21 protein-coding genes and 1 pseudogene are annotated in these 23,320 nt (G+C 61.0%); 6 read left to right on the top strand and 16 right to left on the bottom strand.

The window, feature by feature from the left end; all coding sequences use genetic code 11:
* Position 1 precedes the first annotated feature (1 nt).
* From PYH37_RS09655 to PYH37_RS09585, 15 genes and pseudogenes are all read right to left on the bottom strand, one after another.
* A complete protein-coding gene (locus PYH37_RS09655) occupies positions 2–877 on the bottom strand; it encodes an ABC transporter permease (RefSeq protein WP_280731200.1) in 876 nt (291 codons plus the stop codon).
* 125 nt (positions 878–1,002) lie between these two features.
* The gene (locus PYH37_RS09650; RefSeq protein ID WP_280731198.1) at positions 1,003–2,013 is read right to left on the bottom strand and encodes an ABC transporter substrate-binding protein; all 1,011 of its coding nucleotides are present in this window, start codon (positions 2,011–2,013) and stop codon (positions 1,003–1,005) included.
* A gap of 33 nt (positions 2,014–2,046) precedes the next feature.
* A pseudogene (locus tag PYH37_RS09645) lies at positions 2,047–2,387 on the bottom strand (NIPSNAP family protein).
* A gap of 4 nt (positions 2,388–2,391) precedes the next feature.
* Positions 2,392–3,855 (bottom strand): aldehyde dehydrogenase, encoded by a 1,464-nt coding sequence (locus PYH37_RS09640; protein ID WP_280731197.1) that lies wholly within the window; start codon positions 3,853–3,855, stop codon positions 2,392–2,394.
* Between the two features lie 4 nt (positions 3,856–3,859).
* Positions 3,860–4,900 carry an LLM class flavin-dependent oxidoreductase gene (locus tag PYH37_RS09635; protein WP_280731196.1) on the bottom strand — a complete coding sequence of 347 codons (1,041 nt, stop codon included), beginning with the start codon at positions 4,898–4,900 and terminating at the stop codon, positions 3,860–3,862.
* Positions 4,901–4,903: 3 nt separating this feature from the next.
* Positions 4,904–5,836, bottom strand: a complete 933-nt coding sequence (locus tag PYH37_RS09630; RefSeq protein ID WP_280731195.1) for a flavin reductase — start codon at positions 5,834–5,836, stop codon at positions 4,904–4,906.
* Entirely contained in the window at positions 5,833–6,660 is an 828-nt protein-coding gene (locus PYH37_RS09625; protein WP_280731194.1) for an alpha/beta fold hydrolase, read from the bottom strand. The genes PYH37_RS09630 and PYH37_RS09625 overlap by 4 nt, the downstream gene beginning before the upstream one ends.
* Positions 6,661–6,686: 26 nt before the next feature.
* Positions 6,687–7,289 (bottom strand): amino acid synthesis family protein, encoded by a 603-nt coding sequence (locus tag PYH37_RS09620; protein WP_280731193.1) that lies wholly within the window; start codon positions 7,287–7,289, stop codon positions 6,687–6,689.
* Positions 7,290–7,538: 249 nt separating this feature from the next.
* The gene (purU, locus tag PYH37_RS09615) at positions 7,539–8,423 is read right to left on the bottom strand and encodes a formyltetrahydrofolate deformylase (RefSeq protein ID WP_280731192.1); all 885 of its coding nucleotides are present in this window, start codon (positions 8,421–8,423) and stop codon (positions 7,539–7,541) included.
* A gap of 98 nt (positions 8,424–8,521) precedes the next feature.
* A complete protein-coding gene (gene glnT, locus PYH37_RS09610; protein WP_280731191.1) occupies positions 8,522–9,829 on the bottom strand; it encodes a type III glutamate--ammonia ligase in 1,308 nt (435 codons plus the stop codon).
* An 85-nt stretch (positions 9,830–9,914) separates the two neighbouring features.
* Positions 9,915–11,243, bottom strand: coding sequence for an FMN-binding glutamate synthase family protein (locus PYH37_RS09605; protein WP_280731190.1), 1,329 nt, complete (start codon positions 11,241–11,243; stop codon positions 9,915–9,917).
* A 19-nt stretch (positions 11,244–11,262) separates the two neighbouring features.
* Positions 11,263–11,949, bottom strand: a complete 687-nt coding sequence (locus tag PYH37_RS09600; protein ID WP_280731189.1) for a GltB/FmdC/FwdC-like GXGXG domain-containing protein — start codon at positions 11,947–11,949, stop codon at positions 11,263–11,265.
* Positions 11,950–11,983: 34 nt separating this feature from the next.
* A complete protein-coding gene (locus PYH37_RS09595; protein WP_280731188.1) occupies positions 11,984–12,889 on the bottom strand; it encodes a class II glutamine amidotransferase in 906 nt (301 codons plus the stop codon).
* 99 nt (positions 12,890–12,988) lie between these two features.
* Entirely contained in the window at positions 12,989–13,657 is a 669-nt protein-coding gene (locus PYH37_RS09590) for a helix-turn-helix domain-containing protein (protein WP_280731186.1), read from the bottom strand.
* A gap of 51 nt (positions 13,658–13,708) precedes the next feature.
* Entirely contained in the window at positions 13,709–14,695 is a 987-nt protein-coding gene (locus tag PYH37_RS09585; RefSeq protein WP_280731185.1) for a GlxA family transcriptional regulator, read from the bottom strand.
* An 80-nt stretch (positions 14,696–14,775) separates the two neighbouring features.
* Between PYH37_RS09585 and PYH37_RS09580 the strand changes: the two genes are divergently transcribed.
* The 6 genes from PYH37_RS09580 (at position 14,776) to PYH37_RS09555 (ending at position 22,431) form a co-directional block, all read left to right on the top strand.
* Entirely contained in the window at positions 14,776–16,026 is a 1,251-nt protein-coding gene (locus PYH37_RS09580) for a sarcosine oxidase subunit beta family protein (protein ID WP_280731184.1), read from the top strand.
* A gap of 26 nt (positions 16,027–16,052) precedes the next feature.
* Positions 16,053–16,331, top strand: a complete 279-nt coding sequence (locus PYH37_RS09575; protein ID WP_280731183.1) for a sarcosine oxidase subunit delta — start codon at positions 16,053–16,055, stop codon at positions 16,329–16,331.
* Positions 16,328–19,291, top strand: a complete 2,964-nt coding sequence (locus tag PYH37_RS09570) for a sarcosine oxidase subunit alpha (protein WP_280731182.1) — start codon at positions 16,328–16,330, stop codon at positions 19,289–19,291. Before PYH37_RS09575 ends, PYH37_RS09570 begins: the two co-directional genes overlap by 4 nt.
* Complete coding sequence (locus tag PYH37_RS09565) at positions 19,284–19,820, top strand: sarcosine oxidase subunit gamma family protein (protein WP_280731181.1); 537 nt, start codon at positions 19,284–19,286, stop codon at positions 19,818–19,820. The genes PYH37_RS09570 and PYH37_RS09565 overlap by 8 nt, the downstream gene beginning before the upstream one ends.
* A gap of 471 nt (positions 19,821–20,291) precedes the next feature.
* The gene (locus tag PYH37_RS09560) at positions 20,292–21,302 is read left to right on the top strand and encodes an MBL fold metallo-hydrolase (protein WP_280731180.1); all 1,011 of its coding nucleotides are present in this window, start codon (positions 20,292–20,294) and stop codon (positions 21,300–21,302) included.
* 190 nt (positions 21,303–21,492) lie between these two features.
* On the top strand, positions 21,493–22,431 hold the full coding sequence (locus tag PYH37_RS09555; RefSeq protein WP_280731179.1) for a ribokinase: 939 nt from the start codon (positions 21,493–21,495) through the stop codon (positions 22,429–22,431).
* A 154-nt stretch (positions 22,432–22,585) separates the two neighbouring features.
* Here the strand turns inward: PYH37_RS09555 and PYH37_RS09550 are convergent, their stop codons facing one another.
* Complete coding sequence (locus PYH37_RS09550) at positions 22,586–23,278, bottom strand: BON domain-containing protein (RefSeq protein WP_280731178.1); 693 nt, start codon at positions 23,276–23,278, stop codon at positions 22,586–22,588.
* Positions 23,279–23,320: the final 42 nt, after the last annotated feature.

Genomic DNA, 23,320 nt, shown 5'->3' with positions numbered 1-23,320 from the left:
TTCAGCCCCCTCCCATCCGATCAGTGCCGAAGAAGCGGAGTTGAACGGCATAGAGCGCCAGCGTCACCACCAGCAGCACCAGCGCCGCCGCACCACCCATGCCCCAGTTGACCAGCGACTGAACGAACTGCGCGATGAGTTCGGCGAGCATCATGTTCGCCGTGCCGCCGAGCAGAGCCGGGGTGACGAAATAGCCAAGCGACATCACGAAGACCATGAGTGCGCCGGCCGCCATGCCCGGGAGGGTCAGCGGCAGTAGAATCCGGGTAAGTGCCTGCCAGCGGTTGGCACCGCAAAGCGCGGCCGCCTGCAGGATCGCGGGGTCGAGCTTCCGGATCACGCCATAGAGCGGCAGGATGATGAAGGGCAGCATGATATAGGTCATGCCGATCGTAACCCCGGTCAGGTTGTTGACGAGCGGCAGAGGCTGATCGATCAGCCCAATGCCCATGAGCATTTTGTTGATGACGCCGGTCCGTTGCAGAAGCACCATCCATGCATAGGTCCGCGCAAGCAGGTTGGTCCACATGGAGAGAAGCAGGATCGCGAAAACGATCGAAGCAGCCCGGCTGGGCATGATCGCCAGCGCCCAGGCGACAGGGAATCCGATCACCAGAGAGACCAACGTTACCAGTCCCGAGACGATGAACGTGTTCGCGAATATCCGAAGATAGGTGGACGAGCCAAGCAGTTCGGCATAGTTGCCGAGCCCTGGCGCGGGCTCCGTTACGCTGCGCGCCAGCAGGATGACGACCGGCACGACGAAGAACAGGACCAGAAGACCGAGCGCCGGCAAGGTCAAATCGAAATCGGTCGACCTTCGGATGCGCGCAGCCGTCTGCGGTCTTGTAGTCTGAGCATCGATCCGCGACAACATGGCTGTCTCTCCCATGAAAGAGGCCGCGCCGGTCCGACAAGGGCGCCTGATACGCCGTTAGACCGGGCGTCTGTGCGGGATGGCGGAAGAAGGCCTCGGCGGCCTTCTTCCGCCATCTCCCTTAATTACTTCGCTTGCCAGGCATACCAGCGCTCGCCGATCGCATCGCGATTTTCCGCCCAGTAGTTCATGTCGGCATTGACCTGGTTTGCCGTTTGCCGATCCGGCAGCGTCTTGGCCAGCGCCTCATCCATCAGCTTCGGGGAATCGAGGTTGATTGGCGCATAGCCGGTCGCCTTGGCGAGTTCCGCCTGCGCTTCCGCCGATGTTGCGAGCGCGATGAACTGCATCGCCGCTTCCTTGTTCTTCGCTCCCTTGGGCACAACGAGCGAATCCGCCGCCGTGATGTTCTGCTCCCAGGAGGTTTCGACATTGACGCCGGTTTGGGCGAGCGCTGTCATGCGCCCGTTCCATAGGCTGCCGAAGGGCGCCTCGGCGGAGGCGAGAAGCTGCTGTGATTGTGCGCCACCGGACCACCAGATGATGTCGGCCTTGACGGTATCGAGTTTCTTAAAGGCGCGGTCGAGATCGAGCGGGTAGAGCTTGTCGGCCGGCACGCCGTCGGCCAGCAGCGCCGCTTCGATCACGCCCGGAGCGGACCACTTGTAGAAGGTGCGCTTACCTGGGAATTTTTCCGTGTCGAACAGATCCGCCCAGGTCTTCGGACACTCACTGACCGCATCCTTGTTGCAGCCGATGACGAAGGAATAATAGAAACTGCCGACCGAATAATCGGTGACGAAGCGCGGATCGAGCCTGGATTTGTCGATCACGGAGAAATCGAGCTTTTCTAGCAGGCCGTTCTTGCCTGCCTGCGCTGCATAGTCGCCTTCCACGTCGACCACATCCCAGGTCACACCCGCCGCTTCGACCATGGCCTTCAGCTTGCCGTAGTCGGTCGGCCCGTCCTGAAGAACGTTGATGCCGGTCTTTTCAGTGAATTTGTCGGCCCAGGCAGCCTTCTGGGCATCCTGCGTCGTGCCACCCCAGCTCGAAAAAACGATCTCGGCAGCCGCTGCCGGGAGTGCTGTTGATAGGAAGGCGGCAAGCGCCGCCGAAGCGAATTTCTTTTTCATGTTCCCTTACTCCGTGGTTCCGAGAGTTTTTGCTTATTGATCGTCGTATGGCGCCTTGCCGCCCGCGGGCGAAAACGGCGCCGGCTTCATGATTTTGTTTTCCGCGATTCTATAAGGTCGCGTATCTTGGGCAGGAACGCCTGCCACGCAGGGTCTGCCATCAGTGCGGCCCGGCGCCTGTCTCGATCGTCAAGACTGCCGAAGGCCCAGATATGGACGATCTCGTTGACGGGGCCGATTTCGGAGAAGAAGTAACCGACGAGCTCGCCCAGGTGCTTTTTTTGGACGCCGATCCCCTCCTCTTCCACCACCACCTTGAGGTAAGCGGGGATCGCTCCGTTCTTCAGCCGATAAGTCCTGATCTCGTAGAACATCCCGTCACCGCATGACGAAAGGATCGGGAATCGGGTCGTCCGATGTCCTGAGCCAGATGGTTTTCGTTCTGGTGTAGTCGAGGGCGGCCGCGATCCCGCCCTCGCGCCCATGGCCGGAAAGGCCAAAGCCGCCGAAGGGCGCAATCGGCGAAACGGCGCGGTAGGTGTTGACCCAGACGATTCCAGCGCGGATTCCCTTCATCAGACGATGCGCGCGGGTGAGATTCTGTGTGAAAACGCCGGAAGCGAGTCCGTAGTGCGTGTCATTGGCAAGGTGGAGCGCCTCTTTCTCCGTCTCGAAGGACAGAACTGAGAGTACCGGTCCGAAAAATTCGTTATCGAGCGACGGCGAGGCGCTGCCGTCGCAATCGAGAATAGTCGGCTGATAGTAGAAGCCGTCGCCCTGCACCACCTTGCCGCCCGTGACCAGCCGGGCACCGGCGGCAATCGAGCGGGCGACCAGCGCTTCGACATGGTCCCGCTGACGCTGCGTCGCGAGCGGTCCTACTTCGGTCGCCATGTCGAGCGGGCTGCCGATCCGGATCGCTTCCGCCTTCGCCTTCAATATTGCAAGGAAGCGGTCCTTGACGCTGCGCTCGATGATCAGCCGCGAACCCGCCACGCAGCTCTGGCCGGTCGCGGCAAAGATGCCCGCGACCTGCGCATTTGCAGCGCTTTCGAGATCGGCATCGGCAAAGACGATAAAGGGGGATTTGCCGCCGAGTTCCAATGAGGTCGAAGCGAGATTCTCCGCCGAATTGCGAACCACGTGGCGCGCCGTCTCCGGCCCGCCGGTAAACGCGATGTGGTCGATCTTAGGGTGGCGGCTGAGCGCCGCACCGCAGGAGGGGCCAAAGCCGGTGAGGATATTGACCACGCCGGCGGGAAAGCCCGCCTCATGTACGAGCCGGGCAAATTCGAGAAGCGGCGCAGGCCCGTCCTCCGAGGCCTTCACCACCATGGTGCAGCCAGCCGCCAGCGCCGGGCCGATTTTCACGGCCGACAGGAAAAGCTGACTGTTCCAGGGCACGACCATGGCCACAACGCCGATCGGCTCGCGGCGCAGCCAGACATCCATGTCCGGCTTGTCTATCGGCAGATAAGAGCCTTCGATCTTGTCGGCGATGCCGGCATAGTAGCGATAGTATTCGGCGACGTAGGCGATCTGTGCCGAGGTCTCGCGGATGATCTTGCCGGTATCCCGCGTCTCGAGTTCGGCAAGCCTTCCGGCATTCTCGGCAACAAGATCGGCCAGCCGATAGAGCAGCTTGCCACGCTGGGTGGCAGTCGTCTTCGCCCACGGCCCCTCGTAAAGGGCGTTGTGCGCAGCTTCGACCGCACGATCGACGTCTGCTTCCCGCGCCTCCGGCATCTCTGCCCAGGCGCGGCCGGAGGCCGGATCGACACTCTCGAACCGGGTTTCTCCATCCGTGAACTTGCCGTCGATGTAGGACTGAAAGCTTTGCATGTTCCTACTCCGCAAATGCCGGCATGACTTCGGCGATGAAGCGCTGCAGCGAGGCCTTCTTGCGCTCGAAGCTCATGCCCGTATCGATCCAGAAGGAATATTCGTCATAGCCCATCGCCTCGTAGGTCTTCAGTCTGGCGATCACTTCTTCTGTCGTTCCAACCGCCAGATTCCTGCGCATTACCTCCGGCGCCACCAGCGCGTTCTCAGCCATCTCTTCTTCGGTAATGGTTTCGATCAGGCCCTGCCGGATCGGCTTTTCGTTTTTGAACCAGGCGAAGAAATAGTTGTAATAGACGCTCATTTCCTTCGCCGCCTGCTCCAGATCGGCCTCGTCGGTGCCGACATAGGCATGCTGCAGCAGCATGATTTTCGGCCGCGTCACCGAAGAGTTCTTGGCGCAGACGGCTTCGAACCGGTCCATCAGGCTGGCGATCTCGTCATCGCCGTTCCAGAGCGGGGTGACCTGAACGTTGCAGCCGTTGGCGACGGCGAATTCGTGGCTATTGGGGTCGCGCGCCGCCACCCAGATCGGCGGGTGCGGGTTCTGCAAAGGCTTCGGGGCAGAAGTGGTGGGCGGGAATTTCCAGAACTCGCTGTCATGTGCATAGTCGCCCTCCCACAGGCCCTTGATCGCCGGGATGAGCTCGCGCATGCGCTGGCCCGCGCCCCAGGCATCGAGCCCGGGCAAAAGCCGCTCATATTCGAAACTATAGGCGCCGCGGGCGATGCCGATGTCCAACCGGCCGCCGCTGATGATGTCGGTCATCGCCGCTTCGCCCGCGAGCTTGATCGGGTGCCAGAACGGCGCAATCACCGTACCTGTGCCGAGACGGACGTTCCGTGTGCGACGGGCGAGATCGGCGAGCGTGAGGAAGGGGTTGGGCGCGATCGTGAAGCTCATCCCATGATGCTCGCCGGTCCAGATGGCGGAGAAGCCTCCACGGTCGGCGATCTCGCAGAGCTGCACGAATTCCTCATAGAGGCTCTCGTCGGTCTGACCGGGGTTCAGCCGCTCGAGATGCACGAAAAGCGAGAATTTCATCGATCAGGCCCTCTTATTGAATGGGTGGACTTTGCCCTGCTTCTCGTCGCCAACATAAATCCCGAAATTGCCGAGCACGCTTTCGGCCGCAAAGCGTTTCAGCACGTCGGCGGTGGCGGGGCTGTCCATCTCGTCGAGCGGCAGATCGGCGATGGCAAAGAACTGCCCGGCGCCGCTTTCTCCGGCTTCGGCGGAAGCGCGATAGACGATGTGCTGATGCCCCGACGTCTTGTTCTCGTAGACCGAGTAAAGGAAACCGACCTCCACGCCCAACCCGGTTGCGCTACGCAAGTAATCCTGCAGCCCTCGAAGGGTCCCCCCGCTCTGCAGCGGCATCTGCGGCAGGCACCAGCGGCCATCCTCGGTCGGAATCAACAGCACTTCGCCGTTGCGCTCGACAACGGCCGCGATCAACGGCGCTCCCTCGGCAGCGGCCGAAACTGCCCTGCCGGAAAGAGCCGGCGTGACATAGCTGCCGCGCGCGAAACCGAGCCCAGCCATGACGCCGTTTTCAAAAGCCTCGACGCGACCAATCAAAATGGCGTGGTCACCCGCATCGACGATCTTGTGCATCGAACAGTCAAACCATGCCGCCACACCGCCAAGGATCGGAGCACCATAGGGGCCGACCATCCACTCGACGGTTGCAAAACGATCTTCCACCGGCTTGGCGAAGGTGTTTGAGACGGCGATCTGCTTCTCCGACAGGACGTTGACGGCGAAACCCTTCGCGGAGGTCATTGTCGCAAAATTGCGTGATGTCTTGGCAAGACAAACAAGCAGCAGCGGCGGATCGATGGAAACGGAGGCGAAGGAATTGGCGGTGAAGCCGATCGGCGATCCCGTGACATCCTTTGCGGTGACCACGGTTACGCCGGTCAGAAACGCACCAAAGGTATCGCGCAGTGCGCGCGGATCGAAAGAGGCTGTCGTCATGACGTTTCTCCTCCTCGTGAAAGCCAGTCTGCAAGGAGCTCGTTCACCAGCTCCGGCGCGGTCAGGTTGACCATATGGCGATGCCCTTCGACGATGTGAGCCCAGCCGCGCGGCGCAGCATCGGCCATGGCATGGGCCATTTCAGGCGTCGAATTCGGGTCCTGCGAGCCGGTCAAAAACAGCGCCGGGCAATTTACCTTGGACCAGCATTCCGCATAAACGTCGTCACCGTGGGCGAAAGCATTGTACGCCGTCGCGTAAGCATCGGGATCGACTGCTTGCAACCAACTGCGCGTCGAACGGTAGGCGGACGACCTCTCGCTGCCTTCGCCGAACCAGCGCCTCAAGGGGCCATCGACATCGACGGTGCCGCTGCTGATCGTACGCGCCCGGGCAATGACAGCAGCCTTGGCGGCAGGATCGCGCAGGTAGACGCCATTCAGAAGCGCCACCCGACGAATGCGATCGGCGAAGGTCGCGGCGGCTCCGCCGGAAATCAGCGCACCCATCGAGTGACCGGCGAGGCTGACGCCATCAAGTCGCAGGTCATCGAGAAAGACGCCAAGCCAGGCGACGAAATCCTCAAGGCGTGCGCCGGTCTCAAGCTTGCCGCTTTCGCCATGGCCAGGCATGTCGACGGCGATCACCCGGTTCTTCGCCGAAAGGGCGGTGAGCTGCGGTGCCCAGGCCTCGAGCCGCATGCCGACACCATGAACGAGGACGAGCGGTTCGCCAGTGCCGACCTCGACATAGGCGGCGCCATTCGCCGTTACCAAGCGCTCGGCACGAAAGCTTCCCCGTTGCGTCAGATCTTCGTGAAACATCTTTTTTATTCCCGAAGTCGAAGGCGTCAGACGCCGGCCGGATTGGCGACGTCCTGTCCAAGTTCCTTCAGATCCTGGTAGCGATCGCCGATCCGGTGATGCGGGCGACCCCCGACCGAGGCACCAAGCGCCACGACGATCTCGTTGGCGGCCGGAGCATCCGGGATCGACGTCTGGATGGTCAGATAATGGGAGCGCCGGCCCTCATCGTTCTTGTCCATCAACGGGATCATCACGGGAGCATTCGCGGGGCCGCGTATGTTGCAGAAGGCGAGATAGGATTTGGCGCCGACCGCGTGGCGGTAGTGATTGCCGAAGCGGAGTGTATGGATCAGGGCCGAAGCGTGCTCTAGCTCGCCATCAAGGCCGACGATCGCCGACTTGCCATAAGCCTCGACGGCTTCGCCCGAGCCCACCGCCTCGATGATCATCTTCGTCAGCAGTTCTCCGAGTACCGGGGCGCAGGCGTGAATCTCTGGCTTCAGGTTGTCAACGTAACCGCTGCCTGCCCAAGGATTTTTTATAACGGCAATCGCCGAATAGAGCTTCAGAGGCACTGGCGCAGCCTTGCCGCCCTCAATCAGCGTCGTCTCGACTTGCAAGAGCGTTTTGCGGATTTCGATCGGCATGGCAGTCTCCATATCTATATTACGTACTATGGTATGCCATAATATCGTGATGTCAAGCATGGTTCTTGCGGCCGGCGAAAGGCGGCCGACCCGTAGACTGGGAGCATTCGATGATCGGGCAAAAATGGACTCCCGGTTTGCATCCTCGCCTTCCGCAACACGCGAGGCCGTTCCTTCAGGCGTGGCAAAAGACAAACCCGTCCGCATCTGCGAACGGGCTGTTTGGCTTCAACACCGGCCGGACTGTAGTCAGCCCATGCGCTCGGAGGCATAGCTGCCGGGGCTCGGCGGGAAGACGACGACGCGGTTGCCGTTGATGAAGCAGCGCCGATGGATATGGGCGTGCACGGCGCGCGCCAGCACCTGGCTTTCGACGTCGCGGCCGATCGACACATAGTCCTCGGCGCTCTGCGCATGGGTGATGCGGGCGATGTCCTGCTCGATGATCGGGCCCTCATCGAGATCGGCGGTGACGTAGTGCGCCGTCGCGCCGATCAGCTTGACGCCGCGCTCATAGGCCTGCTTGTACGGATTGGCGCCCTTGAAGCTCGGCAGGAAGGAATGGTGGATGTTGATGATTTTCCCCGACATCTTCTTGCAGAGCGGGTCGGACAGCACCTGCATGTAGCGGGCGAGCACGATCAGCTCGGCCTCGCTCTGCTCGACGATCTCCATCAGCCGCGCCTCGGCCTGCGGCTTGTTCTCCTTCCTCACCTTGATGTGGTGGAAGGGGATGTCGTGGTTGACGACCACCTTCTGGTAGTCGAAATGGTTGGAGACGACGCCGACGATATCGATCGGCAGCGCGCCGATCTTCCAGCGGTAGAGCAGGTCGTTCAAGCAGTGGCCGAACCGCGACACCATCAACAGCACCTTCATGCGCTCATTCGCATCACGCATCTCGGCTTCCATGGCGAATTTCTCGGCGATCGGCGCGAAGCCCTTTTCGAGCGTCTCGCGGCCGGCTCCCTCCTCGGAGATGAAGCTGATGCGCATGAAAAAGCGGCCTGTGCCGAGATCGTCGAACTGCGAGCTGTCGATGATGTTGCAGCCCTGTTCGGCGAGATAGCCGGAAATGGCCGCCACGATCCCGCGCGTCGATTTGCAGGATACGGTTAAGATGAACTTGTTCATGTCCGTCGTTCCATCTTTCAAGCACGCGACACGGGGTGGCCCGTCACGCGTCAATTGACGCAAATTCCGGACCGGCCTCGGGCGCCGTCGCCATCAGCTCAAATGTCGAGCGTCGTCTCGTGCTCCCACCTGCTGAATTGAGAGCAGTAGCTGTTCCATTCACTGTACTTCAGTTTGAGATAGGCGGCCGAAAACTCCCGTCCAAGCGCCTCCTGCAGCACTTCATCCTTCTGGTATTCGCGAAGCGCATCGAGCAGGTTGAGCGGCAGCCTCGGCGCATCGGTCACCGTGTGACCGTCCTTGTACATGTCGATATCATGGTGCGGACCGGGATCGGCCTTGGAGCGTATGCCGGAAAGGCCAGCCGCGACGATGATGGCCTGCAGCAGATACGGGTTGACGGCGCCGTCAGGCAGGCGCAGTTCGAAACGGCCGGGGCCTGGTACGCGCACCATATGGGTGCGGTTGTTGCCGGTCCAGGTGACCGTGTTCGGCGCCCAGGTTGCGCCAGAAATCGTGCGCGGCGCATTGATGCGCTTGTAGGAATTCACCGTCGGATTGGTGACCGCGGCGAGCGCGCTGGCGTGGTTCATGATGCCGCCCAGGAAGGTCCGGCCCTGCGCCGAAAGCCCGAACTCGGCGGCCTTATCCGCAAAGGCATTCACCTCCCCCTCGGTGTCCCAGACGGAAATATGGCAATGGCAGCCATTGCCGGTCAGCCCCTTGAACGGCTTCGGCATGAAGGTGGCGCGCAGCCCATGCTTTTCCGCCACCGATTTCACCATGAACTTGAAGAAGGAATGCTTGTCCGCGGTCTTCAGCGCATCGTCATATTCCCAGTTCATCTCGAACTGGCCATTCGCGTCCTCATGGTCGTTCTGGTAGGGCTTCCAGCCGAGTTCGAGCATGTAATCGCAGATCTCTGCAATCACATCGTAGCGGCGCATGACCGCCTGCTGATCGTAGCAGGGCTTTTCTGCCGTATCGTATTCATCGGAGATCTTCGATCCGTCCGGAGATATCAAAAAGAATTCGGCTTCGACGCCGGTCTTGACGCGCAAGCCTTCCCGGGTGGCTTCGGCAAGAAGTCTTTTCAGCACGACGCGGGGTGCCTGTTCAACGGGCGCGCCATCCATGACGCAATCGGCGGCAACCCAGGCAACCTCCTTCTTCCAGGGAAGCTGGATGACCGAGGAGGCATCGGGAACCGCGAACAGATCGGGATGTGCGGGCGTCAGATCGAGCCAGGTCGCGAAACCGGCGAACCCCGCGCCATCCCTCTGCATATCGGCGATCGCTTCTGCCGGAACCAGTTTGGCGCGCTGTCCGCCGAAAAGGTCCGTATAGCTGATCATGAAGTATTTGACGCCGTGCTCTTCGGCGTAGCTTGAGAGATCTAGTGTCACGTGGTTCCCCTTTGGATTATCAGACACTTTGCTTTCGTAAGGATCGCCCGCCATCCTCCCAAATGATCGGGCACAGCAGACGGGCTCAGAACCCTCCCTTGCCCGGGATCCAGCTCGTGCCGGCGAGCGGCACCTGGGCCATCGCCGATGCTTCGATTGTCAGCGCACAGAGATCCTCCGGCTCCAGATTGTGCAGATGGTTCTTGCCGCAGGCACGCGCAATCGTCTGCGCCTCCAGCGTCATCACCTTCAGGAAATTGGCAAGCCGGCGGCCGGCGGCGATCGGGTCAAGCCGCTTCATGAGTTCCGGATCCTGCGTGGTGATGCCGGCTGGGTCCTTGCCCTCGTGCCAGTCGTCATAGGCCCCGGCTGTGGTACCGAGCTTTTGATATTCCTCCTCCCAGCGCGGGTCGTTGTCACCGAGTGCCACCAGGGCCGCGGTACCGATCGCGACCGCATCCGCGCCGAGCGCCAGCGCCTTAGCGACATCCGCGCCGGAGCGAACGCCACCCGAGATGATGAGCTGGACTTTGCGGTGCATGCCGAGGTCCTGGAGCGCCTGGACCGCCGGCCGGATGCAGGCGAGCGTCGGCATGCCGACATGCTCGATGAAGACATCTTGCGTCGCTGCCGTGCCCCCTTGCATGCCGTCGAGCACGACCACGTCTGCTCCAGCTTTTACCGCCAGGGCCGTGTCGTAGTAGGGGCGCGCGCCGCCGACTTTGACATAGATCGGCTTCTCCCAATCGGTGATCTCGCGCAGTTCGAGGATCTTGATCTCCAGATCGTCCGGGCCCGTCCAATCCGGGTGGCGGCAGGCGGAACGCTGGTCGATGCCCTTCGGCAGGGTGCGCATCTCGGCGACACGGTCGGAAATCTTCTGCCCGAGCAGCATGCCACCGCCACCGGGCTTGGCTCCCTGGCCGACAACCACTTCGATGGCATCGGCGCGGCGCAGGTCCTTCGGGTTCATCCCGTAGCGGGACGGCAGATATTGGTAGACCAGCGTTTCGCTGTGGCCGCGCTCCTCGTCCGTCATGCCCCCGTCGCCGGTGGTGGTCGAGGTGCCGGCAATTGTCGCGCCGCGCCCAAGCGCTTCCTTAGCTGGACCGGAAAGTGCGCCAAAACTCATACCGGCAATCGTGATCGGCGTTTTCAGTCGGATCGGCTTCTTGGCGAAGCGCGTACCAAGAACGACGGACGTGTCGCATCTTTCACGGTAACCCTCGAGCGGGTACCGGGAAATCGATGCGCCGAGGAAGAGGAGATCGTCGAAATGCGGAACCTTGCGTTTGGTGCCGGCGCCCCGGATGTCGTAAATTCCGGTGGCGGCCGCGCGGCGGATTTCAGCAAGCGTGTAGTCGTCGAAGGTCGCGGATTTGCGCGGCGGCGTATAGGGATTGTGGTAAGACATGATCTAAACCCTTTCGCGCTCAATAGGCGTCGGCATTGTCGATGTTGAAGTTGTAAAGTTTGCGCGCCGACCCATAGCGCTTGAACTCCTCCGGTCTCACTCCCGTGATGCCCGCCATTTCGAAGAGCTCCGCGAGTTTCGTGAGGTGTTCCGGCCGCATCTCCTTCTCCATGCAGTCCGATCCGAGGCTCTTGACCGTTCCGCGGACGAAGAGCTTGGCTTCGTAGAGGGAATCGCCCAGCGCCTCGCCGGCATCGCCAAGGACGACGAGGTGCCCGGACTGGCCCATGAAGGCTGACATGTGGCCGATACTACCGTGCACGACGATGTCGATGCCCTTCATCGAAATGCCGCAGCGCGACGCCGCATTGCCTTTGATAACGAGCAGGCCGCCCCGCCCCGTGGCCCCGGCGTACTGGCTGGCATCGCCCTCGATCACCACCTTTCCCGACATCATGTTCTCGGCGACGCCCGGACCTGCCGAACCGTGAACCGTCACCGAGCCGCCATCGTTCATGCCGGCACAATAGTAGCCGACGGATCCCTTCACATCGACGGTGACGGGCGCGTCGATCCCGACGGCGACGGCATGACTGCCGCGCGGATTGACGACTTCGAACGCAATGTCGTTCGAGCCTTGGGGGATGGCATGGAGGGCACTGTTGAGGTCACGCAGGGGCGTGATGGCAAGATCGATAACAGGCATGGGTGGTAGTCCTTGTGATGGGTCAATTGCCTGTTCAGGCGGCTTTCTCATGGTCCCAGAAGTAGACCGTGGCAGGCTCCGGCTCCCAGACGCGGGCCTTCTCGATACCAGGCAGATTGACGAGCGCACGGTATTCCGAACCAAAGGCGACATATTGATCCGTCTCGGCCATTACGGCGGGCTTGCAGGCGATCGGGTCGCGCACGACGCCGAACCCCGATTTCGTGCCGACGACGAAGGTAAAGAAGCCATCGAGATCGTCCAGCGCACTCTCCAGCGCCTGACCGAGATCCTTGCCCTTTGCCATTTCCGCAGTCAGATAGGCAGCCGCGACCTCAGAGTCGTTTTGCGTTTCGAAGATCATGCCTTCGCGCACGAGTTCGCGGCGCAGATTGTTATGGTTCGAGAGCGAGCCATTATGGACGAGGCACTGGTCGGCGCCGGTGGAAAATGGGTGGGCACCGAGCGTCGTTACGGCAGACTCGGTTGCCATGCGCGTATGGCCGATGCCGTGGGTACCGCCCATCGATCGCACGTCAAAGCGTGAGACCACGTCTTTCGGGAGGCCCGTCTCCTTATAGATCTCGACGCTGTCGCCCGATCCCATGACACGGATGCCAGGCCGCAGGCGAGCAAGCGCCGCACGGGTCTCCTCCCCTTGGCCGGCGTCGACTTCGAGGACGGCATGGGTGTTCTTGACTGTGACCGAGGCGCGAAGGCCGACTTCCGCGAGCGCGCCTTCGAGCTTGGTGAAGTCAGGGCCTGGAGTGGCGGATTGGAGCGTGATCTTGGTCTTGCCCGGTGCCGGCGCACCGTAAATCGCGATGCCCGCGGAATCCGGACCACGGTCCGTCATGGTGATGAGCATATCCGAAAGCAGCGCGCCGAGCTGAGGTTCGAGGCTCCGGTCCTTCAAGAACAATCCAACAATGCCGCACATGGCCCCATCTCCGTTGTCGATGCTGCAAGTGCTAACAGAGCGGATCGATACAATCAACCCACAGGAATATAATTTTCTTCTAAGGCAATTTCTGCTGCCTTAACCTTCACCGCTCCGCCGTTGCGGGTAGGAGATGATCGACAGGTACAGGGCAGGCAGCCTAACGAGCTCTTCGGGCCCGTGCGGTGCATCGGCATCGAAGAACAGGGTGTCGCCCGGCTGCATGGTGTAAAGTTTCTCGGCATGCCGGTACACGACCTCGCCCTCCAGCATGTAGAGGAACTCCATGCCTTCGTGTTGAAAGGTTGGGAAGACATCGGACTCGGCCGTCAGCTTGATGAGGTAGGGCTCGACGATCACGCCGCTGGTGTTGTTGTCGATGTGCCCGAGGAGGCTGTACTGGTGGCCGGCGCGGGTGCCTCGGCGCTCAATGTTCATACCCTCTCCCGCCTTGACGAAGGTTGCCCGGCGAGGCTCTTCGAAACGGCGGAAGAAGGCGGTCATCGGCACACCGAGCGCGCGCGAAAGCGCCTGCAGCGTCGTCAGCGACGGCGAGATATTGCCGTTTTCGATCTTCGACAGCATGCCCACCGACATTCCTGTTGCGGCGGAAAGGTCGGTCACGGTCAGGCCGAGTTTCTTTCGATAGGCGCGGACTTCATGGCCGATCGCCAGTTCGAGATTGTTTTCCCTCGGCTCCCTCACCGCGTGGGGATCCTGCGATAGCACCTGGTTAGGGTTTAGGTCCGGCTTGTTGTTTTCGGTCATTTCACTCTCATCGCCTGAAAAGCCGATAATTATCCTCAAAGGAAAATTTCATCAACTGAGAAGAAAGTCTGAGCGACGGCACCGCGCTGGCGTCTGGGCAAAGAACGCCTTGAACGCGCGCGAAAAATGCCCTGGACTTGAGAAGCCGGTTGCAAACGCGATCTCTGCGATCGATAGCGGGCTTTGCTCAAGTAGCCGTCTTGCATGGCGTAGCCGCGTCTGCCTGTAGGTTTCCAGAAAACCCGACTGGAGGTGTTCGGCAAAAAGCCTGTCGAGATGACGCGGGCTGATGCCGGCAAAGCGTGCCATGGCGCCGCGGCCAAGCGGCTGTTCGATCGTCGCTTCCATCTTTTCGAGAATGGCCAATAGCGCCGGGTGCGTCGTGCCGAAGCGTTCGGCCGCCGAGGCGCGCTGCGGATCGGCCGGCTCCGCAACGGCGGTATGAAGATACCAGTCGCTGACGCGGCGGGCGAAATGCGAGCCCATCCGCTCTGAAATCAGAGCATGCATCATGTCGAGCGGCGCAACACCACCGCCGCAGGTGATGCGATCGCCGTCGAGCACGTAGCGCGCCTGACGCGGACTGAGATCAGGAAATGCCTCCCTCAACACCGGCGCATGTTCCCAGTGGATGGTGAAATCACGATTGTTGAGGAGACCGGCCGCCGCGAGGATGAAGGCGCCGCTGGAGATGCCACCGATCCGTACGCCTTCGCGGGCGAGCCTGCGCAGAACCGGATGGAGAGCGGCCGAATCGCTCCAGTCCGCAGGTCCGCCGCCGGCGCAGACGAACACCGTGTGAAAATGCGCCGCCTTAACGTTCACATCGTCGCAGTCGACGACAATGCCGGAAGAACTGACGACGGGTTTGCCTCCGACGGACAAGGGTCTCACCGCATAGAGATTGCGGCCGGCAATGAGGTTCGCGGCGCGCAGCGGCTCGCTCGCCGATGCATAGGACATCAGCGCGAAATTCGGGACCAGGACAAAGCCCATGTGCTGGATATTTTTCGCGTCGATCACCCGCGGCCCATTCATGTAGAAATTCGTCTCTCAGGTGCAATTCAATCAATTCACAGTGCTTTATCAAGGGCGAAGACTTTCAAGGGACGCTTTCGATGCGCTATTCGGCTCTCTCCATCCTGTTGAACGGCCTCACCGGCAATCGCGCCTGGCGCCCGGCATGGAGAAACCCGCAGCCGAAATCTCATTACGATGTGGTGATCGTCGGCGCTGGCGGCCACGGCCTCGCAACAGCCTACTATCTTGCCAAGGAATTCGGGCTCAAAAACATTGCCGTGCTCGAGAAAAATTATGTCGGCTCGGGCAATGTCGGGCGCAACACGACGATCATCCGATCGAATTATCTGCTGCCGGGCAACAATCCGTTTTACGAGCTTTCCATGAAACTCTGGGAGGGGCTGGAACGTGATTTCAACTTCAACGCCATGGTGTCGCAACGCTGCGTGCTCAATCTTTACCACACCGATGCCCAACGTGACGCCTACACGCGCCGCGGCAACGCGATGCTTTTACATGGCGTAGACGCCGAACTGCTCGACCGCGCCGCTGTGCGAGAGATCCTGCCTTTTCTGGATTTCGACAATGCCCGTTTTCCGATCCAAGGTGGCCTGATCCAGCGGCGCGGCGGCACGGTCCGCCACGACGCCGTTGCCTGGGGTTATGCGCGTGGCGCCGATCGAACGGGCGTCGACATCATCCAGAACTGCGAAGTGAGAGGAATTCGGCAGGAAAACGGCCTCGTCATCGGCGTCGAAACGAGCAAAGGCTTCATCGGCTGCGGCAAGCTCGCGCTTGCGGCCGCAGGCAATTCCTCGCAGGTCGCGGCGATGGCGGGCCTGCGTCTGCCGATCGAGAGCCACGTGCTGCAGGCTTTTGTTTCGGAAGGGCTGAAGCCGTTCATCGACTGCGTCGTGACCTTCGGCGCCGGTCATTTCTACGTTTCGCAATCGGACAAGGGCGGGCTCGTCTTCGGCGGCGACATCGACGGTTACAACTCCTACGCGCAGCGCGGCAATCTGGCGACGGTGGAACACGTGGCCGAAGCCGGCAAAGCGATGATCCCGTCATTGTCGCGCGTACGGGTACTGCGTTCGTGGGGCGGCATCATGGACATGAGCATGGACGGCTCACCGATCATCGACCGGACGTCTTTCGATAATCTCTATCTAAATGCCGGCTGGTGCTATGGCGGCTTCAAGGCGACCCCCGCCTCCGGCTACTGTTTTGCCCATTTGATTGCCCGCGATCAGCCGCACCGGACCGCCGAGGCCTTTCGCCTCGACCGCTTCGAAAGAGGCTTTCTCATCGATGAAAAGGGCGTAGGCGCCCAGCCCAACCTTCACTAGCAGACCCCACCAGAGGATATTAAAGCGTGGCAAGCATCATTTCATGCCCTCACTGCGGCGCTCGGCCCAGGGAAGAGTTCACGATCCAGGGTGCGGTTCTGCCTCGCCCGGCCAGCGATGCCGGCACGAAGGCATGGATGGACTATGTCTATCTCCGCGACAATCCGAGGGGATGCCATCGGGAATATTGGCACCACACATCCGGCTGCCGTCGCTGGTTGGTGATAACGCGCGACACGGTCAGCCACGAAGTCGAGACGTGCCACGATGCGGCGCTTGCAAAAGAAACGGAAGCTCGGCCATGACGCCCTATCGCCTCGCCAAAGGCGGCCTCGTCAATCGCCGCGCACCACTCTCCTTCACCTTCGACGGGAAGCCGATGCAGGGTTTTGAAGGCGATACGCTCGCCTCCGCACTGCTTGCGAATGGCCGGTTGCTCGTCGGCCGCAGCTTCAAATATCATCGCCCGCGCGGCATTCTGACCGCGGGTGCTGCCGAACCGAACGCGCTTGTCACCATTGGCAGCGGCGGTCGCACCGAACCGAACACGCGCGCCACCGTACAGGAGCTTTACGACGGCCTCGAAGCCAGGAGCCAGAACCGGTGGCCATCGCTCGACTTCGACGTCGGCGCGCTGAACGGCCTCCTGTCGCCGTTTCTCAGCGCCGGCTTCTACTACAAGACATTCATGTGGCCGGCACCGCTTTGGGAAAAGCTTTACGAGCCTCTCATCCGCAAGGCGGCCGGTCTCGGCAAGGCGACGTATGAGCCGGACCCGGATAGCTATGAGAAAAGCTGGGCGCATTGTGACCTGCTCGTCATAGGCGCCGGCCCGACAGGTCTTGCCGCAGCGCTGACTGCAGGACGCGCCGGCGCCAGGGTCATCCTCCTCGACGAGGGCTCGATGCCCGGCGGCTCTCTGCTCTTCGACACGGCGACAATCGATGGCAAGCCTGCGAGCGAATTCGCTGGTGAAATAATCGCCGAGCTGCAATCCATGCCGAACGTCCGGCTCATGACGAGGACGACGGCCTTTGGTTGGTATGACGGCAATATTTTCGGTGCGGTCGAGCGCGTCCAAAAGCATATCCGCGAACCAGAAGACAATCTGCCGACCGAACGGCTTTGGCGGATCGTCGCCCGGCAGGCGCTGCTGGCGACGGGAGCGGAAGAACGCCCGCTCATCTTCGGCGGCAATGATCGCCCGGCCGTGATGATGGCGGGGGCCATGCGCGCCTACCTCAATCGGTACGGCGTTGCCCCCGGAAAGGCGACGGCCGTCTTCACCTCAAACGACAGCGGATATGTTCTCGCGCGTGATCTTGAAGCAGCCGGCGTTGACGTCGTTGCCATTGTTGATACCCGCACCTCGGCGAGTATCGGCTACCAAGGCAAAGCACGCCTGATCGCGGGCGCGGTCGTTTGCCGAACGAGAGGCGGCAAGTCGGTTTCGGGGATCGACGTGCGGAGCGACGGCCGCACGCAAACCATAGCGGTCGATGCGCTCGCTATGTCGGGCGGTTTCAGCCCGATCATACACCTCGCCTGCCACCGGGGCGCCAAGCCGATCTGGTCTGAGGAAGATGCCTGCTTCCTCGCCCCGGATGGCCTCAAAGGGCTCGGCGTCGCCGGTGCCGCGGCCGCGACGAGCGGACTTGCCGCTTGCCTCGACCAGGGTGCTGCGCAAGCGGCAGCATATCTCGGCGATCTCGGATTTCCCTGCCGGCCAGCCACTTTCGCAAATATCGAGGCGGACAAGGACAGCCGTCCGGCAAAGCCGCTATGGGCGATACCCGGCATCAACGGTAAGGCTTTCGTCGATTTTCAGAACGACGTGCATCTGAAAGACCTCGGCCTTGCGGCTCGCGAAGGCTATGGTCATGTCGAACTGGCCAAGCGGTACACGACGAACGGCATGGCGACCGACCAGGGCAAGCTGTCGAATGTGAACGCGATCGGTCTTCTCGCCGAAGCCCGCGGCGTTTCGCCTGCTGAAGTTGGGACCACAACGTTCCGCCCCTTCTACACGCCCGTGTCGTTCGGGGCGCTCACCGGTACGCATTCCGGCCATGACTTTCAGCCGGTCCGCAAGTCGCCGCTTCATGACTGGGCGAAGAACAAGGGGGCGATCTTCACCGAAGCCGGGCTCTGGTATCGCTCTGCCTGGTTCGCCCGCGCCAGCGAGAAGGTCTGGCGCGAAAGTGTGGATCGCGAAGTTCTCAACGTTCGGCAGAATGTCGGGCTCTGCGATGTGTCGACGCTCGGCAAGATCGAGATTTTCGGCAAGGACGCGGGGGAGTTTCTGGATCGGGTCTATTGCAATGCTTTTTCGAAGCTACCGGTCGGAAGGGCCCGTTACGGTATCATGCTTCGCGAAGATGGCTTCATCTATGATGATGGCACGACGAGTCGTCTCGGGGAGGAACACTTCTTCATGACGACGACCACCGCCTATGCGGCGGGGGTGATGAGCCATCTCGAATTCTGCACGCAGGCGCTCTGGCCCGACCTCGATGTGCGGCTTGCGTCCGTTACCGATCAGTGGGCGCAGATGGCGATCGCCGGACCGAAATCCAGGCTCGTGATGGAAAAGATCATCGACGCGGACATCTCCAATGCAGCGTTTCCGTTCCTTGCGGCAAAGAATGTCCCGCTCTGCGGCGGCAGGCTGCACGGACGCCTCTTCCGCATCTCCTTCTCGGGCGAACTCGCTTACGAGCTCGCGGTCCCCGCCGGCGCTGCGGAGAGCATCGCCGACGTCCTGCTCGATGCGGGCGCTCGATACGGTATTCAGCCCTATGGCACCGAAGCGCTCGGTGTGCTTCGCATAGAGAAGGGCCATGTGACCCATTCCGAAATCAACGGCACAGTCGTCCCGAGTGATCTTGGCTTTGGCCGGATGGTCTCCGCCACGAAGGTCGACTTCATAGGCAAGGCAATGTTGGAGCGCGAGGGTCTCAAGGCCGCCGATCGGCTGCGTCTCGTCGGCGTGCGGCCTCTCGATCCATCCACGTCCTTCAAGACCGGCTCGCACATTCTGGAAAAGGGCGCGCAGTCGACGCTCGAAAACGATCAGGGCTATGTCACATCGAGCGCTTTCTCCCCGCATGTCGGCTCGACCATCGGCTTGGCGCTCGTCAAGCGTGGCCCGGAACGAATCGGCGAGGAAGTCATCGTCTGGAACGGCCTGAAAGGCGAATATACGCCCGCCGCCCTCTGTCACCCGACCTTCATCGATCCCGCCAACGAGAGGCTCCATGTCTGAATTCCGCATTGCACTTCGCCCGGCGCTCGGCTCGGCAGTCAAACCGGCACCGCGAGGCGTCGCAATGACGGCCATGCCGGAGGGACACGTCGTTCAAGTTCTCGGGAGCCCGCAGGGGCCGGACCTGTCGAAGATGCTGCTTGGAAAAAACGCGGGCGCTTCCCCCCATGCCGTGCGTTCTGCGGGTCCCGGACAATGGTTCATCGTTGGGGATACGCCGCTTTCTCACAGCGAATTCACGACGATCGCGACCGGACTCAAGCCGCATGCGGCGGCCGTCGACCAGAGCCATGGACGCGTACGCATTCGGCTGGAGGGCGCCATGGTCGAGCGAACGCTCGCCAAGGGCACGGCGGTCGATCTCGACCTTCGCATGTTCCCGGTCGGCAATTCGACCACGACCTTGCTTGGGCATATCTCCGTGCATCTCACCCGCGTCGACGTCGCGGCTTTCGAGATCATGGTCTTGCGCGGTTTTGCCGAGAGCCTTTGGGAAAACCTCGTGCGCATGAACGTGGAATTCGCGTGACTTGAGGATTGATCGAGAAGTCGCCGAATGGCGCATGTCTTCATCCGATTGGACCTGACCGCTGGCCTTACGCCCTTGCTAAACCAGATGTTCAATCCTGATCGGGAGATCTCGGATTCGCTTGCCTGTGGCATGGTAGACGGCGCTTGCAATCGCCGCCGCGGTGCCGACATTTCCGAGTTCGCCGTCCTGCCGTCCGGTGAAACAATCTTGCCGTGCTTGAGCTCAAGGGCCGAGCCGTCGGCTCCGTTGAGCGGACCGTCATCCGCAACGACAGCGTGATAGAGCTTTGGGGGGAGGATTTTGCATGGCGGCCTCTTGAACTACGAGGCTCCAAACAAGTGAGGGAGCAAACTTTTTCCCGAAGAGCGCACTCCTGCTCTTCTTCTCTTTGGACGGCAAACCGGAACAATTTGTCCCAGGCGCAATTGTGTCGCCAGGCGTAGAGACACTGAGACACCGGAGCGAATTGTGGTTTTGTTCGTTCAGCCCAAACTGGCGAATGATGCATTCGGCGACGCTGGGCTGCTTCTCGACTTCAGCTTTGGTGGCCGTGCAATCCTGTTTGATCTCGGCGACCTGTCCCGACTTCCGGGCCGAACACTTTTCAGAGTTCGCCACGTTTTCGTGTCGCACATGCACATGGATCACTTCGTCGGGTTCGATAAGCTTCTCCGGCTTTTCCTTCGTCGCATCGCAAGAGTTCACATCTTCGGCCCGCCCGGCCTGACTGATGCCGTCGAGGCCAAGCTCCGAGCCTATACATGGAACCTCCTGGACGAGACATCCGAGGATTTCTCGATTGTCGCAGCAGATTGGAACCTCAACGACAATACCGTTCGCAGCCAATTCCGAGCACGCAACCGCTTTCTCCGCGAGCCGCTCGGTATCGAGGTGATGCCCCGCGGGCTCCTGCTGGTCGAGCCGGATTTTCAGATCGAAGCGGTAGAACTCGACCACGGCATTCCATGTCTCGCATTTGCATTTCAGGAGAGCTTGCGGGTAAATGTTCACAAGGCGAGGCTGGACCAGCTTGGTCTTCCTGTTGGCCCCTGGCTGACTGAGGCCAAGCGCCTGGTCAGGGCGGAAGCGGACCCGAGCGTGATGGTCACAGTTAAGGAGAACCATGCGGTCCAACTGAAAGACCTTCTGTCCGCTGAAGTGCTTGTCACAGGTCCGGGCGAGCGTGTGGTATACGCAACGGATCTCGCCTTCTCGAAGGTGAACGTCGACAAATTGCTGGTACTGGCGCGCGGCGCGGACTACCTCTTCATCGAAGGCGGCTTTCTCGAAGAGGATAAGGCAATCGCCGCATCAAAACGCCATCTGACCGCCTTTCAGGCAGGAACGATTGCCGCAGCGGCGCGCGTTTCAAGAGCCGTTCCAATGCATTTTTCGCCGCGCTATCTCGGTCGTGAGCAGTCGGTGATTGAGGAATTTCAAACAGCTCTTACCACCGGGTCCCTGCCCTCGTGGCCTTGAAAGCCGCGTCGAAGCGAGTTCGTGTGGGACATTATTTCGCTCTGGTGCCTTCCCGTTAGCACAAGATGAAACATATCGCCGCTTGCGTGGTTTGGCCGTGACAGCCCCGGGTCCCGCATCGCCCGCCCGGGTCCCGCATCGCCCGAAAGATTAAAGCAGCCAACAAGCCTTTAGGCTCACGTCAGGTTTCATGGGAGCACCGGTTATTCTATCCATCGGCAGTATCAATGCCGATCTCGAGTTCAGGAATTTTCGTTCCCTCAGGGATCAGGGAACGATCCGAACAGGCGGTTTCGCCGAGCGCCCGGGCGGAAAGGGCGCAAATGCCGCCTTCTTCACGCATCGAATGGGCGCGCCGACCATTCTGCTCGGTCGAGTGGGCTCTGACCACTACGCCGACATAGCTCTTCAACCACTTCGCAGTGCCGGCATGGAGCTCTCCGGTGTCACCATCACGAACGAAGCTCCCACCGGCATAGCGATCGTCGCAGTTCCGAAAGATGGCAACAAAACCATGCTTTGCGCATCCAACGCGAATATGCTTTGGGACGCATCAGCGATCGAACTCGTGCACAAGACCATTTTGACCGCGGCGGACAATTCTATCCTGATCGCCGACTTCGAAACTTCGAGAAACGTTCTGGAGGTGGCGTTCACGAGCGCTGAACAACGTGGATTCCGGATCCTGGTAGATCCGACATTTCCGGAAGAAATCGACCTCTCGCTGCTTCGGCGCTTCTACGCGATCACCCCCAATCAGACGGAGGCGGAGGGTCTTCTCGAGAGGAAGATCGTTACGGAGGAGGATGCGGCGGACGCGGCGAAAGAACTGCACGAACGCGGCGTGGACATTGTCTGCGTGAAGCTGTCGCGGGGCGGCTGTGTTTTTTGCCACCAAGGCGAGATGTCCATGCTTGCGGCCCCCAAAGTGGAGGTCGTCGACAAGACGGGTGCGGGCGATGCCTTCGTCGGTGCTTTGGCAGCCGCCCTTTATGAGGGCCGCCGTCCTGTGGAAGCTGCGCGGTGGGGCGTAGCGGCGTCCTCCATTTCCGTTACAAGAATGGGTGCTCAGGCCTCCTATCCCGATCGACAGGAGTTTTTGGACTTCTTATCGAAGCTGCCGAAATAGCAGGCTCAGGCGCCGTCCCGCAGGTGTCCAACGCACATGTTTCGCTCCTGCATGGTTCCTCAAATCGGAACCGACTTGAGGATAAAACCATGCAGCAGTTCAACGTGCTACAGCGACGTTGTGCGTCTGAAAAGACGCACGACGCTGTAGAGGGTCAGGTCATCGACGAAGAAACCGGCGAAGCGGTGCTTTCAGCTTGCGATCTGATGCGAAGGTTGTTTTGAACATACGAGACACCCGAGACGGCCTCTGCGCAGTCCTCGGCTCTGCGCTTGTCCTGCCGGTTCGATACATGTCCTGTCAACGTAACTTCGCCACCCGAAACTGCAACTTCGATGTCGGAAGCATCAAGCCAGGGATCGTCCGTCAGGCGATCGTTGACATCTTCCTTGATGCGGTCGTCGGAACGGGTGTAGCCGCGCGGTCCTTTGCCACTGAATTGCCCCATCTCGCGACGGCCCCGCTGACCGCCGGGCCAGCCTTCCTGACCGGACCGGTTTTGGAAACCGGGGCGGTTCTCATAGGGATCGAAGGTCGCTAGCGCCTCTGCCCAACCGGCAAAGTCAGGGTTTCCCCGCTCGCCATAGTAGCCAGTGCGATAGCCGCCTGCATTATAGCCGCGGTCGGAATAGCCGAGTTCGTCGGTGGACCATGTCTGGCGACCGCCGGCGTCGTAACCGGACCGCTGCCGCCTGTCATCATAGCCGAGCCTGTCGCCGCGGTAGGGTTCGCGCAATGAGCCGTACATGCCTCTTTCTTCACGTTCTTCACGGTCACGTTCCCGGGTCCGCCAGCCTTCACGATCTCGACGGTCGCGCCTCTCTCGTCCATACCAGTCATCTGCCATGGTTATTCCTCCTTATGTTTCTTTTGTTTGCGGGCCCGAACC

The sequence above is a fragment of the Sinorhizobium numidicum genome, from assembly GCF_029892045.1.
GTDB classification, from domain to species: domain Bacteria; phylum Pseudomonadota; class Alphaproteobacteria; order Rhizobiales; family Rhizobiaceae; genus Sinorhizobium; species Sinorhizobium numidicum.
The sequence above is the reverse complement of the archived record's forward strand: the minus strand, read 5'-3'. Positions and strand labels throughout refer to the sequence as shown.